Origin of the sequence: Sedimentimonas flavescens, from assembly GCF_019264375.1 — a bacterium.
GTDB classification, from domain to species: Bacteria; Pseudomonadota; Alphaproteobacteria; order Rhodobacterales; family Rhodobacteraceae; genus Rhodobacter; species Rhodobacter flavescens.
This window is the reverse complement of the sequence record NZ_JAHVAI010000011.1, coordinates 26,867-39,146: the sequence shown is the minus strand read 5'-3', so window position 1 is coordinate 39,146 and position 12,280 is coordinate 26,867. Positions and strand designations below refer to the sequence as shown.

The window sequence follows — 12,280 nt, the reverse complement described above, 5'->3', positions numbered from 1 at the left end:
CGCTACGAAATCCTGCGTCAAATCGCGCATGAAAAAGCCCCGGCGCGGAGAAACGCGCCGGGGCTGGCCGGTTTGAGCGGGATCTTGCCGTAAGTTGCGGCAGTTGCCCGAATTGGCGGCGATCAGAGCGCGCCGTTGCGCTGCTGGATCATCATGAAGGTGTCGTAGTTGTACTCGGCAACCTGGGTCCAGAGGTAGTTTTCGGCGCGGAAGGTCTTGATCGACTGCCACAGCTTGGCGAAGTCTGCGTTCGAGGCTTCCAACTCGGCATAGACCTCGTTGGCGGCGGTGAAGCAGGCCTGAAGGATCTCGGGCGAGAACGGACGCAGCTGCGCGCCATTGGCCACGAGCGACTTGAGCGCCTTCGGGTTCAGGTAGTCATACATCTGCAGCATGTTCGCATCGACCGACTGGCAGGCGGTGCGCAGCAGCGACTGGTAGCCCGCCGGCAGCGCCTCGTAGGCGGCCTTGTTGAACATGAAGTGGACCGTCGGGCCACCTTCCCACCAGCCGGGGTAGTAGTAGTAGGGTGCGACCTTGTAGAAGCCGAGCTTCTCGTCATCGTAGGGGCCGACCCACTCGGTCGCGTCGATGGTGCCTTTTTCCAGCGCCGGGTAGATGTCGCCGCCGGCGATCTGCTGCGGCACCAGGCCGAGTTTCTCCATCACCTTGCCCGCGAAGCCGCCGACACGCATCTTGAGGCCCTTGAGGTCTTCGACGGTGTTGATCTCCTTGCGGAACCAGCCGCCCATCTGCACGCCGGTGTTGCCGCCCGGGAAGGCGACGAGGCCCTGCTTGGCGAGGAACTCGTTGTAGAGGTCGATACCGCCGCCATGGTAGTGCCAGGCGTTGATCCCGCGCGCCGAGAGCGAGAACGGCACGGCGGCCGCAACGGCCCAGGCCGGGTCCTTGCCCCAGTAGTAATAGCCGACGGTGTGGCAGGCCTCGACCGTGCCGGCAGCGGCAGCGTCAGCCGCCTGCAGGCCGGGAACGATCTCGCCGCCCGCGAAGACCTGGATCTGGAAGTTGCCGTCGGTCGCCTCGCTGATGCGCTTGGCCAGCACGTCGGCCGCGCCGTAGATGGTGTCGAGCGACTTCGGGAAGGACGAGGTCAGGCGCCAGGTCACTTTCGGCGCCGATTGCGCGATGGCGGGCGCGGCGAGGCTGGCAGCAGCGCCGCCAACAGCGGCTTTGGTCAGGAATGAACGACGATCCATGGGGTCCTCCCGTATAATGATCGGATAAAGACACACCCCGGGAGCCCGCGGCGGTCGCGTGGAAAGTGGCAGGCGAAGCCCGGCGTGTCCAGAGTGGGGCTGGCCAAAATGTGCAATTTTGGTAAGAAAAGTGATCCGATTTCGGCTGTTTCTCGCCAATTCGCGCCACTCTGCGTTCAACTGCCGCATCTGGCGGCGGTTGCGCATTAGCTAAGCATCAGCTGCGCGTGTCGGGTAGCGCGATGCGGGCCACCTGCTCGGCGATGGGGTCGACCGAAAGCGGATGGGTCTCACCCGTGTGGTCCTCGGGGTCGCCCAGATCCTGCCAGGCTCCGTTCTTGAAGATCTCCAGCCCGCTGAAATTCGCCTTGTAGCCCATCTTGCGCGACCCCGGCACCCAGTAGCCCAGGTAGACATAGGGCAGGCCCGCACGCCGTGCGATCTCGACATGGTCGAGGATCAGGTAGGTGCCCAGGCTGTCGTCGATCCGGTCGGGATCATAGAAGCTGTAGACCATGCTCAGCCCGTCATCGAGCACGTCGGTCAGGCAGACGGCGACCAGCGAATGAGCGGTATCGGGCGTGGCCGCGGTTTCGCGATACTCGATGACGCGCGACTTGATCGGGGTTTCCTCGATCATCGCGGCAAACTCGAAAATATCCATGTCGGCCATGCCGCCATCGGCGTGGCGATCATCGAGGTAGCGGCGGAACAGCGCGAACTGTTCCTCGGTGGCCCAGGGGCTGGTCGCGGTGCGCTTGAGGTCAGAGTTGCGCTTGAGCACCCGGCGCTGTGTCCGGCTGGGCGAGAAATCCGCCACGCGGATGCGCGCCGACAGGCACGCCATGCAATCCGAGCAGGACGGCCGATACAGCACGTTCTGCGAACGCCGGAAGCCCTGGCGCGACAGCGCATTGTTCAGCTTCTCTGCGCCTTCGCCTTGCAGCGCGGTAAACAGCTTCCGTTCCGAGCGCCCGTCGAGATAGGGGCACGGTTGCGGCGCCGTTACATAGAACTGCGGTGCAAGCGGAAGTGAATGGCGCATGTGTTGGCGTTCGGCGTTAATACGAGGGAAGGCTAGCAAGTTCGGCGTTGTGCGCCAAGCATTTCCTCTGGGCCGAACTGTGCCGAAACCCGGCTTTTTCAAGCCGGGTCGGGGGAGGGGGGAGGTGCGGCGGCAATATGCCGCCGTTCAGGGCTTAGTAGGCGCCGGGCGCCTTGGGCTGCTCCGTGGGCTCGGTTTCGGGCTGCTCGGCAGCGGCATGGGCGCGCTCGTCCATGTACTGGTCGAACTCTGCCTTGTCGCGGGCCTCGCGCAGGCGGCCAAGGAAGGCCTCGAATTCATCCTGCTCGCGCTCAAGCCGGGCCAGCGTTTCCGCCTTGTAGGCGTCGAAGGCGCTGTTGCCGGTGACACGGCTGGCGTGGATGTCGAAGCCGCAGGCGCGGCGGGCGTGGGTGCGGCGGCAGCCCTTGCCGAAGCGGCCGGTGATCAGGATGAACCCGAGCACAACAAGGCCGAGCGGGCCAGCGAAGATGAACGAGCCGACCATGACCGCGATCCAGGAAATCGGGCCGCGTTCGTCGAGCCAGTTCAGCGTACGTGCAAACCAGCCGGGTCGGGCGGGAGCGGGGGAATAGGCGTAGGCGGACATGAGAACCTCCGGGTTGGCATGTGAATTGCTTTCACATTACATGAAATGGGCAGCCCCGGCCCCTGTTCAAGAGGTCATGTAAATCTTTTTTACATTTTATCGCGCGGCGGGCTATTCGACGAAATCGGCAAGCTTGGCGCCGGTAATGCGCAGCAGTTCGCGCGGGTCGACCGCGAAGATATGCCGGGGTGTGCCCGCGGCGGCCCAGACCCGCTCGAACTCCAGCAGGCGCGGGTCGTAATAGCTGGCCACCGGGCTCAGATGCCCCACAGGGGCGACGCCCCCGATGGCAAAACCGGTCTCGGCGCGGATGAGCGCGGCATCGGCCTTGCCAAGGGGCTGGTGCGCCACCGAACTGGCCTTGTCAGCGCAGACCCGGTTGCCGCCGGCCGTGAGGAACAGCGCGACATGGCCGCTTGCCTCGCCGCGGAAGATGATCGACTTGACGATCTGATCTACCGCGCAGCCTGCCGCGTCGGCGGCCTCCTGTGCGGTGCGCGCCTGTCCCACCTCGAGAATCTCGAAGGTTGCGCCCGTTTCCAGCAGGGCGCTCTGAACCCGTTTCAACGATTTTCTCATTGCTGTGCCCCCCCTCGCGCTCAAGCTTTAGGGTGCGCACAGGGCTGAGGGAAGCCCATTGACCAACCTGAGCCGCGCAGTAGTCTGGCGGGCATGAATTTCGTATCGCGTCTGACCCGCTGTCCCGTCCCCTTCGAGCCCGAGCGTGGCGCCGATGTGGCGGGGCAATTCACCGACCTTCCGCCCGAAATGCGCGCCTTGGTCGCCGGCACGGCGGGCTGCTCGCCCTTCCTTGCGGGACTTCTGACGCGTGAGGCGACCTGGTTGCGCGCTGCGCTGGCCGAGACACCCGAGGCCGCACTGGCGGCCGAGCTGGCCCGAATCGGCGAGGTGCCGCTGGATGCCCTGGCGGATGAGTTGCGCCGGGCCAAGCGGCGCATAGCCCTTTTGACCGGCCTTGCCGATCTGGGCGGGGTCTGGACGCTTGAGCAGGTGACCGGCGCGCTGACCGATCTGGCCGATCATGCGGTGAACCTGGCGATCACCCGGCTGGTCGCCGACGAGATTCGCCGCAACAAGATCCCCGGCGCCGAGCCGCAGGATGCCGAGACCGGGGCGGGGATGGTGGCGTTGGCCATGGGCAAGATGGGCGCGGGGGAGCTGAATTACTCCTCGGATATCGACCTGATCTGCCTCTTCGATCAGACCCGCTATGACCCGTCGGATGTGATGGAAGCCCGCGCTGCTTTCATCCGCGTCACCCGCAAGATGGCGGCGATGCTCTCGGATATCACCGGCGAGGGCTATGTCTTCCGCACCGATCTGCGTCTGCGCCCCGATGCGAGCGTGACGCCCGTCTGCATCTCGATGGCTTCGGCCGAGCTGTATTACGAAGCCGAGGGTCGGACATGGGAGCGTGCAGCCTATATCAAGGCGCGCGCCTGTGCGGGCGATATTGGTGCGGGAGAGCGGTTCTTGCAGTCGCTCACCCCCTTCGTCTGGCGCAAGCATCTCGATTTCGCGGCCATCCAAGATGCGCATGACATGCGCCTGCGCATCCGCGAGCATAAGGGCCTGCACGGGCCGATCACCTTGCCCGGCCACAATATGAAGTTGGGTCAGGGGGGTATCCGCGAGATCGAGTTCTTCACCCAGACCCGGCAGTTGATCGCGGGCGGGCGAGACCCGGAACTGCGCGACCGCACCACCGTGGGCGGGTTGCGCCGCTTGGCCGCGAAGGATTGGGTGCCCTCGGCCGTCGCCGAGGAACTGATCGCGCATTACCGCGAGCATCGCGACATCGAGCACCGCATCCAGATGGTCAACGATGCACAAACCCAGCTTCTGCCCAACAACCCAGAGGGGTTGGCGCGGATTGCCGCGATGATGGGCGAGGGCGATGCCGCCAAATGGTCGGCGCGGCTCATTGACCGCTTGCAGCGCGTCGAGGAGCTGACGGGTGCCTTCTTCGCCCCCGGCGAGACCGCCACGCGGCCCGAGTTGTCGCCTGCCGCCGCCGCGATCGTCGAGGGCTGGCGCGGATATGCCTGCCTGCGCTCAGAGCGCGCGCGGGGGATCTTCCGTCGGGTCGAACCGGAATTGCTGCGCCGCCTTCAGCGCGCCGCGAACTCCGACGAGGCGCTGCGTCAGTTCGACGGCTTCCTGCGGGGCTTGCCGGCGGGCGTTCAGCTGTTCTCGCTGTTCGACGCCAACCCGCAGCTGATCGAACTGATCGTCGATATCTGCACCACGGCCCCGGCGCTTGCCGCCCATCTGTCGCGCAACGCGGGCGTGCTGGACGCGGTGCTGGGGGGCTCGTTCTTCGAACCATGGCCCGGCCCCGACGGGGTGCTGCAAGATCTGCGCGAGGCCCTTTCTGCGGCGCAGGACTATGAGAAGAAGCTTGATACCGCACGGCGTTGGGCCAAGGAGTTCAAGTTCCGCGTCGGTGTTCATCACCTGCGCGGTCTGGTCGATGCGGCCGAGGCGGCCAGGCAATATGCCGATATTGCCGGTGCCGCCGTGGCCGCGCTCTGGCCCGAGGTTCTGGCCGAGTTCGCCGCCAAGCATGGCCCGCCGCCCGGACGCGGAGCCGTGGTTCTGGGGATGGGGTCGCTTGGGGCGGAGCGGCTGAACGCTTCCTCGGATCTCGATCTGATCGTGATCTACGACCCCGAGGGGGTCGAGATGTCGGAAGGGCGCAAGCCCTTGGCGACGCGCCCCTATTACGCGCGCCTGACGCAGGCGCTGATCACCGCGCTGACCGCGCAGATGCCCGAGGGGCGGCTTTACGAGGTGGATATGCGTCTGCGCCCTTCGGGTCGGCAGGGGCCGGTCGCAACCTCGATAGAAAGCTTCCGGTCGTATCAGATGGATGAGGCCTGGACTTGGGAGCATCTGGCGCTGACCCGAGCGCGCCCGGTGGCGGGCGATCCGGGGCTTGCGGCCGATGTCGAGGCGGTGCGCGTGGCCGTTCTGGCCGCGAAGGGCGGCGATCCGAAGGTGATGCCCGACCTGGCCGAGATGCGCGCGCGCATCTTCGCCGCCAAGGCCCCCGATGGCGCCTGGGAGGCCAAGATCGGTCCGGGCCGGTTACAGGACATCGAACTGCTGGCGCAAAGCTTTGCGCTGCGCGGCGGCGAACCCGCGCGCCGGGTTGAGCCGCAGTTGCGCATCGGCCCGCGTCTTGGTCTGTGCAGCAAGGAGGAGGGCGAGCGTCTGGCCTCGGCCTATCGCTTCCTGTGGCGGCTTCAGGCGGGCGGGCGGTTGCTGACCGACAAGCCGCTCGACATGGAGGCCATCGGCGAGGGCGGGCAGTCGTTCCTGCTGCGCGAGGTCGGCGTCGATAGTCTTGAGGCCCTTGCCGAACGGCTCGAACGCACCACCTCAGAGGTAGCTGTCATCGTCGAGGCGGCGCTAGGGTGAAAGAATGGCGAGGAAAGTCATGGATTTGAACCTTGCGGACCCGAAAGGGCTGATCCGTGAAAGCTACCGGATCGAGGGGATCACCCTGTCCGAATGCCGTTCGATCTTCATGGATTGGGCGCTGAGCCTTGCGCCTGGGCTGGAGCCGTTCGACGCCATGCGGACGGTTCTGGCGGCCTATGGCGCCGATGCCGAACACCCGATGAGCAAGGTTCTGACCGAGGGGCTGACGCGCCCGCCGGGTGGCGCGGGGCGGCGCGGCGGGCGTGCCGCGCGCTTTGGCGCCTAGCGCGGCAGGGCGGCGGCTTCGCGGGCAAGCGCCTCGATCCCGGCCCAATCGCCGCTTTCGACCTTGTCGTTCGGCGCAACCCACGATCCGCCCGCGCAAAGAACGTTCGGCAGGCTCAGGTAATCATTGGCGTTTTGCAGGCTGATGCCGCCCGTCGGGCAGAAGCTGACCTGCGGCAGAGGCCCGCCAAGTGCCTTGATCGCGGGCGCGCCGCCCGAGGTGGCGGCGGGGAAGAACTTGAGCATGTCAAAGCCCCACTCCATCGCGCGCATCACCTCGGAGGCGGTGACGGCGCCGGGCAGCAGCGGCAGGCCCTCATCCTCACAGGCTTTCACGAGGCGCTCGGTCGCGCCGGGCGAGACGCCGAACTTCGCGCCTGCGGCCTTGGCGGCCTTGACGTCGGCCGGGGTGATCAGGGTTCCCGCGCCGACCACGCCGCCCTCGACCTCGGACATGGCGCGGATCGCATCAAGCGCGCAGGGCGTGCGCAGAGTAACCTCAAGCGCGGGCAGCCCGCCGGCCACCAGCGCGCGGGCGAGGGGGGCGGCATGGCCCAGTTCCTTGACCACGATCACCGGAACGATCGGGGCGAGGGCGCAGATCTTGCGGGCGGCGGCGGATTGTTCGGCGGGGGTCATGGTGTCCCTCTCGTGGGTTTGAGATCAGACGATTACGGCGGCGCCATCGGTGGCGGGGCCGACGTTGCGACGGAAGGCGGCAAAGAGTTCGCGCCCAATGCCGTGGGCATTGTGCGACAGATCGGCGGTGACCGGGGTGCGGCTGTCGAAATCGGCGGCAAGGCAGGTCAGCACGCCATTTTCCGCGTCGAGGCGCACGAGATCACCGTCGCGCAGCTTGGCCAGCGGGCCGCCGCAGGCCGCCTCGGGGCTGACGTGAATGGCGGCCGGGACCTTGCCAGAGGCACCCGACATGCGCCCGTCGGTCACTAGCGCAACCTTGAGCCCGCGCGCCTGCAAGACCGACAGCGTCGGGGTGAGGGAGTGTAACTCGGGCATGCCGTTCGCCTGCGGGCCTTGGAAGCGCACGACGACGACGGTATCCGAGGTGAATTCGTCGCGCTTGAAGGCGGCGCGAACGTCATCCTGGTCGTGGAAGATGCGCACCGGGGCTTCGATCAGGTGGTGTTCGGGGGCCACCGCCGAGATCTTGATGACCCCGCGCCCGAGGTTGCCCGAAAGCTGGCGCAGGCCGCCCTGAGGCTGGAACGGGGTGGCTGCGGGGCGCAGGATCTTGTCATTGAGCGTCTCGCTCGGGCCCTCGGCCCAGTCGATCTTGCCATCAATCAGCTTGGGCTCGCGGGTATAGGCCTCAAGCCCGTCGCCCGCGACGGTCTTGGCATCGCCATGCAGCAGCCCCGCGCCAAGTAGCTCGCGGATCAGGAACTGCAGCCCGCCTGCCGCGTGGAAGTGGTTCACATCGGCCAGACCGTTCGGATAAACCTTGGCCATCAGCGGCACCACGGCCGAGATGTCGTCGAAATCGGCAAGATCCAGCACGATCCCGGCGGCGCGCGCCATGGCGGGCAGGTGCAGCACGAGGTTGGTCGATCCGCCTGTCGCCATCAGCCCGACAAGGCCGTTCACGAAGGCGCGCTCATCAAGGATCTCGCCCGCCGGGCGGTAGTCATTGCCAAGCGCGGTGATTTCGGCAGCGCGGCGAGCGGCCTGAACCGTCAGCGCCTCGCGCAGCGGCATGTTGGGGTTCACGAAGCTTGCCCCCGGCAGGTGCAGGCCCATGAATTCCATCAGCATCTGGTTCGTGTTCGCCGTGCCGTAGAAGGTGCAGGTGCCCGGCCCGTGATAAGAGGCCATCTCGGCCTCCATCAACTTGTCGCGCCCGACCTCGCCGGTGGCGAATTGCTGACGCACCTTGGCCTTTTCATCATTCGGCAGGCCTGAGGTCATCGGCCCGGCGGGCACGAAGATCGCAGGGATGTGTCCGAACGTGGCGGCAGCCATGATCAGCCCCGGCACGATCTTGTCGCACACACCCAGATAGAGGGCCGCGTCGAAAGTGTTGTGGCTCAGCGAAATCCCCGCTGCCAGCGCGATCACATCGCGCGAGAAGAGGCTCAGCTCCATCCCCGGCTGGCCCTGCGTGACACCATCGCACATGGCCGGAACGCCGCCCGCGACCTGCGCGGTCACGCCAAGCTTGCGCAGGCTGTCCTTGATCAGGCGCGGGTAGCTTTCATAGGGCTGATGCGCCGAGAGCATGTCATTGTAAGCCGTCACGATCCCGATATTGGCCGCGCGCCCCTCGGCGAGCGCGGGCTTGTCGCGCTCCATCGCCGCATAGGCGTGAGCCTGGTTGCCGCAACTCAGATGCGCCCGCACGGGACCCGCGCTTGCAGCCTCGCGGATGCGCGCAAGGTAGTCGCCGCGCTGCCCCGCCGAACGCTCCCGAATGCGATCGGTCACACGGGCGAGGGTGTCATTGAGCGGTGCGGGGCGCTTGGTCATGGCTGTAGATGAGTCCTTGCTGGTCGCCGGTCTCGGCGCGTTTTGTCGGCTCTCTACACAGTTAGCGCTAACAATGCAACTCTCAAACCCGATAACCGGCGGCAAGAGCGTGCCGAATGCGTCACCGCTGCGGCAAATTGCACGAATTTGAATATTCTTTTTGGCCAGCCGCGCAAGGGAATGTTAACAGAACGCCGAAATTCAAAGGGACTGTTCGATGAAAGGTATCAAGAGTTTAGCATTCGGCGCCATGCTTGTGCTGATATCCGCATGTTCGGACGCCCCCTTTGGTTTCGTGCATCTGCCGGCAGCCGAGAACCAGATCCGCGTCGACAAGGGCGCCGAAACGCAGCCTGCCTACGACATCCGCGGCGCAGAGGTGAGCGTGCCGCGCGCGCTGTCCGTGTCCGAAGAAAACCAGATCTACCCCTGGGCCGATATCGTCTGGCGTGGCGATCCGCCGGGTGATCGCTACGACCAGGTCGCCGCGATCTTTCAGGAAGCAGCCACCGAGCTTTCCGACCGGATGACGGCGGGCGCACCGGTTGTCATGGAAATCGAGGTGCGCGGCTTCCATGCTCTGACCGAGAAGGCCCGCTACGGCTACGGCGGTAATTACAGCATCTCGTTCGACATCGCTCTGCGCGACGCGGCCAGCGGCGCCGAGGTGCGCCCAGTGGAGCGTGTCAATATCGTTGAACCTGCGGCCTGGGGTCAGCAGGCCGCCGACAATGAGGCCCGCGGCCTGACCCAGAAGGTCATGGTCACCCGACTGATCGTGCAAGCGATCGAGCGCCATCTGAGTCGCCCGCTGCGACCCGGCGCGTAGGGCTCGGGCTTTTCGCGGGACCGCGAACCGGGTAGAGGAGGCGGGAACGCCCCTCTAGCCGGAGCCAACCGATGACCGAAACCACCGCCCGCCCGCGCCCCGTTGTCCGTTTGCGCCCCAAGGCCGAGGCGCGCGCGATCCGTCACGGCTTCCCTTGGGTTTATGGCGATGAGCTGGTGACCGACCGGCGCACGCAGTCCATGGCGCCCGGCACCATTGCGACGCTGGAAGATGCCGAGCGGCGCCCGCTGGCGACGGTGACGGTCAATCCGAACTCGAAGATCATTGCGCGGGTTCTTGACCGCAACCCCGAGGCAGAGATTGATCGCGACTGGCTGATTGCCCGTCTGACCCATGCGCAGGCGATGCGCGAGCGGCTGTTCGACGCGCCCTTCTACCGGCTGATCCATGCCGAGGCCGACGGTCTGCCCGGCGTGATCGTCGACCGCTTCGGCGATGTCGCGGTGGTTCAGCCCAATGCCGCCTGGGCCGAGGCCATGATCGACGAGCTTGCATCGGCGCTGACCGAGGTGGCGGGTGTGACAACGATCATCAAGAACGGCTCGGGCCGCGCACGGGGCCTCGAAGGCTTGCCCGAAGAAACGCTTGTGCTGAGCGGCGAGGTGTCCGGCCCGATCCCGGTGCCGATGAATGGCGCGATCTACATGGCCGATGTGATCGGCGGGCAGAAGACGGGGCTGTTCTTCGACCAGCGCCCGAACCACGCTTTCGCGGCGCGGCTGGCAAAGGGCGCGCGGGTGCTTGATGTGTTCAGCCATGTCGGCGGTTTCGCGCTGGCCTGCCTTGCCGGTGGGGCGCAATCGGCGCTGTCCGTCGATGCCTCGGCGGCGGCGCTGGATCTGGCGCGTCAGGGGGCCGAGGCCATGGGCGGCGGCGCGCGTTTTTCGACCCGTCAGGGCGACGCCTTTGCCGCGCTTGAGGCCCTCGCGGCCGAGGGCGAGAGCTTCGATGTGGTGATCTGCGATCCGCCCGCCTTCGCACCCGCGAAACCAGCGCTACAGGCCGGGTTGCGCGCCTATGAGCGTGTCGCGCGGCTTGCTGCGCAGCTGGTCGCGCCGGGGGGCTATCTGGTGCTGTGCTCCTGCTCACATGCTGCCGATCTGGTGCAGTTCCGCGCAGCCTCGGCACGCGGGATCGGCAAGGCCGGGCGGCGCTCGCAGCTGATCCAAACGGGTTACGCGGGCCCCGATCACCCGATGCTGCCGCAATTGGCCGAATCGGGTTATCTCAAGTCGCTGTTCTTCCGGCTCGATTGATGAAGGTTCTGCTCGACGCCTGTGTGCTGTTCCCGACCGTCCTGCGCGAGATCCTGATCGGCGTGGCTCGGGCGGGGTATTACACGCCGCTCTGGTCGGATCGCATCCTAGAGGAATGGGCCCGCGCCGCGGCGCGCTTTGGCCCTGCCGATGAGGCCATCGCGCGCGGGGAGATCGCACTGCTGCGCGTCGAGTTTCCCAAGGCCTGCGTGGCACCGCGCCCCGGCGTTGAGGCGCGCCTGCATCTACCCGATGAGAATGACATCCATGTGCTCGCGGCGGCGATCTCGGGCCACGCCGATGCGATCTGCACCTTCAACGCGGTGGATTTCCCGCGCAATGTGCTGGCCGCCGAGGGCCTGACGCGCCGAGACCCCGACGGCCTCCTGTGGGAACTGTGGTCCGAGCGCCCCGAGGGGATCGAAACCGTGGTCGAGGCCGTGCGCGCCGAGGCCGAGCGTCTTTCGGGCGTGCCGCAGCCGTTGCGGCCGCTGCTCAAACGCGCGAAGCTGCCGCGTCTGGGGAAGGCGTTGGGTTGAACATGCTGGGCTTCATCTCGGTTACGGAGAAGGGCGGGGCGGATCGGTTGCTGGCCGAACTGGCCGAACGGCTTCGCGCCGAAGGGGCGCCGCTGGTGGCCATGGTGCGCGCCGAGACGCCTGCCGCCCGCCCCTGCGAGATGCACCTGCGCCTGCTGCCGGCCGAGGAGGTTCGGGCCATCTCGCAAGAGCTCGGGTCGGGTGCGGATGCTTGCACGCTTGATGCAGGCGCGTTGGAAGAGGCTGTGGCCGCGACGGCCCGCGCGATCGAGGCGGCCCCGGCGAGTGCCGCGCTGATCCTGAACAAATTCGGCAAGCAAGAGGCCGCCGGGCGCGGCTGCCGTGACCTGATCGGCCTTGGTTTGGCCCGCGGCATGCGCGTGCTGATTTCCGTGCCGCCCGAAACCCGCGCCGAGTTCGAGGCGTTTTCCGACGGGTTGGCGGAAGAACTTCGGCCAGAAATTCAGCAGCTTGCAGATTTCGTCAAAGTATCCTCTTGATCGCACCGGGCAAGAACTTGGCCCAAGGCGGATCGCGGACTAGACTTCTG

The 12,280-nt window shown here is 66.5% G+C and carries 12 protein-coding genes; 6 read left to right on the top strand and 6 right to left on the bottom strand.

Annotated features, from left to right (window positions below; genetic code table 11):
• Window positions 1-122 precede the first annotated feature (122 nt).
• The 4 genes from KTQ37_RS11610 to KTQ37_RS11595 all read right to left on the bottom strand — a co-directional run bounded on the left by KTQ37_RS11610 (window position 123) and on the right by KTQ37_RS11595 (window position 3,448).
• Window positions 123-1,217, bottom strand: coding sequence for a TRAP transporter substrate-binding protein (locus KTQ37_RS11610; protein ID WP_218630686.1), 1,095 nt, complete (start codon window positions 1,215-1,217; stop codon window positions 123-125).
• Between the two features lie 217 nt (window positions 1,218-1,434).
• Window positions 1,435-2,262 carry an arginyltransferase gene (locus KTQ37_RS11605; protein WP_218630685.1) on the bottom strand — a complete coding sequence of 276 codons (828 nt, stop codon included), beginning with the start codon at window positions 2,260-2,262 and terminating at the stop codon, window positions 1,435-1,437.
• A gap of 154 nt (window positions 2,263-2,416) precedes the next feature.
• A complete protein-coding gene (locus KTQ37_RS11600; protein ID WP_218630684.1) occupies window positions 2,417-2,869 on the bottom strand; it encodes a DUF2852 domain-containing protein in 453 nt (150 codons plus the stop codon).
• 111 nt (window positions 2,870-2,980) lie between these two features.
• Window positions 2,981-3,448 (bottom strand): YbaK/EbsC family protein, encoded by a 468-nt coding sequence (locus KTQ37_RS11595; protein WP_218630683.1) that lies wholly within the window; start codon window positions 3,446-3,448, stop codon window positions 2,981-2,983.
• A 93-nt stretch (window positions 3,449-3,541) separates the two neighbouring features.
• Between KTQ37_RS11595 and KTQ37_RS11590 the strand changes: the two genes are divergently transcribed.
• Both KTQ37_RS11590 and KTQ37_RS11585 read left to right on the top strand, forming a co-directional pair.
• On the top strand, window positions 3,542-6,313 hold the full coding sequence (locus KTQ37_RS11590; protein WP_218630682.1) for a [protein-PII] uridylyltransferase family protein: 2,772 nt from the start codon (window positions 3,542-3,544) through the stop codon (window positions 6,311-6,313).
• A gap of 19 nt (window positions 6,314-6,332) precedes the next feature.
• The gene (locus tag KTQ37_RS11585; protein ID WP_218630681.1) at window positions 6,333-6,602 is read left to right on the top strand and encodes a hypothetical protein; all 270 of its coding nucleotides are present in this window, start codon (window positions 6,333-6,335) and stop codon (window positions 6,600-6,602) included.
• On the opposite strand, the gene eda is transcribed toward KTQ37_RS11585, so the two are convergent.
• A complete protein-coding gene (eda, locus tag KTQ37_RS11580; protein WP_218630680.1) occupies window positions 6,599-7,240 on the bottom strand; it encodes a bifunctional 4-hydroxy-2-oxoglutarate aldolase/2-dehydro-3-deoxy-phosphogluconate aldolase in 642 nt (213 codons plus the stop codon). The genes KTQ37_RS11585 and eda overlap by 4 nt on opposite strands.
• Before the next feature lie 24 nt (window positions 7,241-7,264).
• Window positions 7,265-9,085 carry a phosphogluconate dehydratase gene (gene edd, locus KTQ37_RS11575; RefSeq protein ID WP_218630679.1) on the bottom strand — a complete coding sequence of 607 codons (1,821 nt, stop codon included), beginning with the start codon at window positions 9,083-9,085 and terminating at the stop codon, window positions 7,265-7,267.
• A gap of 217 nt (window positions 9,086-9,302) precedes the next feature.
• On the opposite strand from edd, the gene KTQ37_RS11570 reads away from it, so the two are divergent.
• From KTQ37_RS11570 to KTQ37_RS11555, 4 genes are all read left to right on the top strand, one after another.
• The gene (locus KTQ37_RS11570) at window positions 9,303-9,914 is read left to right on the top strand and encodes a DUF6778 family protein (protein ID WP_218630678.1); all 612 of its coding nucleotides are present in this window, start codon (window positions 9,303-9,305) and stop codon (window positions 9,912-9,914) included.
• Between the two features lie 71 nt (window positions 9,915-9,985).
• Complete coding sequence (locus tag KTQ37_RS11565; protein WP_218630677.1) at window positions 9,986-11,191, top strand: RSP_2647 family RNA methyltransferase; 1,206 nt, start codon at window positions 9,986-9,988, stop codon at window positions 11,189-11,191.
• Window positions 11,191-11,730 (top strand): RSP_2648 family PIN domain-containing protein, encoded by a 540-nt coding sequence (locus tag KTQ37_RS11560; protein ID WP_218630676.1) that lies wholly within the window; start codon window positions 11,191-11,193, stop codon window positions 11,728-11,730. Before KTQ37_RS11565 ends, KTQ37_RS11560 begins: the two co-directional genes overlap by 1 nt.
• A gap of 2 nt (window positions 11,731-11,732) precedes the next feature.
• Window positions 11,733-12,230 (top strand): DUF2478 domain-containing protein, encoded by a 498-nt coding sequence (locus tag KTQ37_RS11555; protein WP_218630675.1) that lies wholly within the window; start codon window positions 11,733-11,735, stop codon window positions 12,228-12,230.
• Window positions 12,231-12,280: the final 50 nt, after the last annotated feature.

Excerpts from the sequence above, each read along its gene's own strand:
- KTQ37_RS11610 (WP_218630686.1), bottom strand. The coding sequence starts at position 1,217 with ATGGATCGTCGTTCATTCCTGACCAAAGCCGCTGTTGGCGGCGCTGCT.
- KTQ37_RS11605 (WP_218630685.1), bottom strand. The coding sequence starts at position 2,262 with ATGCGCCATTCACTTCCGCTTGCACCGCAGTTCTATGTAACGGCGCCG.
- KTQ37_RS11600 (WP_218630684.1), bottom strand. The coding sequence starts at position 2,869 with ATGTCCGCCTACGCCTATTCCCCCGCTCCCGCCCGACCCGGCTGGTTT.
- KTQ37_RS11595 (WP_218630683.1), bottom strand. The coding sequence starts at position 3,448 with ATGAGAAAATCGTTGAAACGGGTTCAGAGCGCCCTGCTGGAAACGGGC.
- KTQ37_RS11590 (WP_218630682.1), top strand. The coding sequence starts at position 3,542 with ATGAATTTCGTATCGCGTCTGACCCGCTGTCCCGTCCCCTTCGAGCCC.
- KTQ37_RS11585 (WP_218630681.1), top strand. The coding sequence starts at position 6,333 with ATGGATTTGAACCTTGCGGACCCGAAAGGGCTGATCCGTGAAAGCTAC.
- eda (WP_218630680.1), bottom strand. The coding sequence starts at position 7,240 with ATGACCCCCGCCGAACAATCCGCCGCCGCCCGCAAGATCTGCGCCCTC.
- edd (WP_218630679.1), bottom strand. The coding sequence starts at position 9,085 with ATGACCAAGCGCCCCGCACCGCTCAATGACACCCTCGCCCGTGTGACC.
- KTQ37_RS11570 (WP_218630678.1), top strand. The coding sequence starts at position 9,303 with ATGAAAGGTATCAAGAGTTTAGCATTCGGCGCCATGCTTGTGCTGATA.
- KTQ37_RS11565 (WP_218630677.1), top strand. The coding sequence starts at position 9,986 with ATGACCGAAACCACCGCCCGCCCGCGCCCCGTTGTCCGTTTGCGCCCC.
- KTQ37_RS11560 (WP_218630676.1), top strand. The coding sequence starts at position 11,191 with ATGAAGGTTCTGCTCGACGCCTGTGTGCTGTTCCCGACCGTCCTGCGC.
- KTQ37_RS11555 (WP_218630675.1), top strand. The coding sequence starts at position 11,733 with ATGCTGGGCTTCATCTCGGTTACGGAGAAGGGCGGGGCGGATCGGTTG.